This is a genomic window from Acinetobacter stercoris (genome assembly GCF_900323515.1).
Lineage (GTDB): Bacteria > Pseudomonadota > Gammaproteobacteria > Pseudomonadales > Moraxellaceae > Acinetobacter > Acinetobacter stercoris.
This window is the reverse complement of record NZ_OOGT01000347.1, coordinates 1-1,993: the sequence shown is the minus strand read 5'-3', so window position 1 is coordinate 1,993 and position 1,993 is coordinate 1. Positions and strand designations below refer to the sequence as shown.

Here is a 1,993-nt window from a genome sequence, read left to right as displayed (position 1 = left end):
AAATTAGTCTTTATAAATTCGATGTAAATTAGCCTCATGATATTTTCCATTATGGAAAACCAAAGGACGACCTCCGTTATGACGACAATATTTAATTTCGCCCACAATAATAAAATGATCACCCGCTTCATGAATCTGATAGCTTTTACAAATAAATGTAGTTAATGCATTTTCCAGTACAGGCAACCCTTTCAGTTCCTGTACCGAATCAATACCCGAAAATTTATCTTCAGCAGGCTTAGAAAAATGATTTGACTCTAAATGCTGCTCTTCACTCAAGATATTGATCGCAAAGTATTCTCGTTCACAAAATGCCTTAAGATAGGTTGCATTTTTTGCGATATTCCATAAAACCAAGGGAGGCTCTAGCGATACAGAGGTAAAAGAATTGGCTGTCATACCGACTTTTTTGCCATTTTCATCTACTGTGGTCACGATCGTTACACCTGTTGCATATTGACCTAGCCAAGTCCGTAGCAGCTTTTTATCAACATTCGCAACTTCCATCATTTTTTCATCTGCATTGGTCGCCATATTCATCGTACCCATACTATTTCCTTATTTTTTACGCCTTGTTTTACTTCAAATGCAGTACTGCAATTCAATCTATGGCTTTGCCTTCACTACTTCCCCAAGAATCCATTAACGTATTAGAAGGAAGGCGTTCATCTAAAAGCTTCAATGCTGTTTCCTCACCTGCTATAGGTAATCCTTGAGGATTTAAAATCCCTAACTGAACCAATACACTCGCCTGATCCCAATAAATATGTTCATGGCAAAGCTTAGGCCCCCTAAACTTGATAACCCCCAACATCGGGATCTGAACAAACTTACCCGTCGGCTTTATACCAGGAATAAGCCAGTCGATTTCCTCATCATGAGTAAAGGACATGATGAATTCATCAACCAATTGACTAGCACCCACTGTTCGTGAGATCGGTGTCAAAGCCATATCTTTTGGATTGTTATGGATAAAATGATGTCGGTAAAAACGTGAAAGCTGTGCATAACCCACCCCGCCTGTCATGGTTGGAATATGATTTACATAAGGTTCTGCAACCATTGTCGCCATAGTTTGTGGAACATTTCTGGTTTCAAACTCATAGCGCACATGTTCTTCCCACAAAGCTTCAAGATCATAGTCTGGACCTAATGCTTTACGTAATGCGGCAATGGTACGTCCATGTGCCAGATCAGAAGCAGGCTTGTTGTAATGGTCTTCTCCGACTCGGGCAAATGCGTGTCCAACTGCTGGATATACAAAAGTTTGTACATCAGGATAAGATTTTGCTGTATTAATAATTTGATGACGAATTGACTCAGGACAAAACTCATCTAGCTCAGGCATATGCAATATCAATGTACCTTTGAGCTGATTGAGTTCAGACAATGATTTTTCGATACCGACACCGTAGTAACTCACTGCGGTTTTTATTTTAGCTAAGCGGCACCCTGCCAAATAAGCAAGTTTTCCACCTAGACAGTATCCAACAACCCCGAACTCAGCACTGATACATGCTTCGCTCTCAGATAAAAACTGGATACAGCTTTGGATATCCTCTATTGCTAGATCTTCACTAAACTCGGTATAAAGTTTAAAAGCTTTTTCAAAATCTTCAGGTGTATAGCCAAGCTCTACACCTCGTTGCTGTCTCCAATATAAGTCTGGAACAATCACGGTGTAACCTTCTTCAGCAAGATAATCCGCCTGCTTACGCATGACCTCATTTACACCAAAAATTTCCTGACAAAGAATAATACCAGGACCATGACCTGTTTCAGGTACAGTTAAATAGGCTTTAAAGGACTGACGTCCATTGTTTATATCAACATAAGTTCCGTTCATGATGATCTCCAATATCTTTGTTTTGATATTGAAGATTGTATGTTTTATCGACTATCCAAATCTGGTTGAGCATTATCCAAGTTCGATACAAATTTCAAAAAATCACGTTAATTATTTTTTAGTCTTGAGCAGATAAGTGTATATTTC

2 protein-coding genes are annotated in these 1,993 nt (G+C 39.0%); both read right to left on the bottom strand.

Annotated elements, in window-relative coordinates; genetic code table 11:
- Positions 1-3: 3 nt before the first annotated feature.
- Complete coding sequence (locus KPC_RS19370; RefSeq protein WP_228212350.1) at positions 4-549, bottom strand: flavin reductase family protein; 546 nt, start codon at positions 547-549, stop codon at positions 4-6.
- A 52-nt stretch (positions 550-601) separates the two neighbouring features.
- Positions 602-1,846 (bottom strand): dienelactone hydrolase family protein, encoded by a 1,245-nt coding sequence (locus KPC_RS19365; RefSeq protein WP_121975939.1) that lies wholly within the window; start codon positions 1,844-1,846, stop codon positions 602-604.
- Between the last annotated feature and the right edge of the window lie 147 nt (positions 1,847-1,993).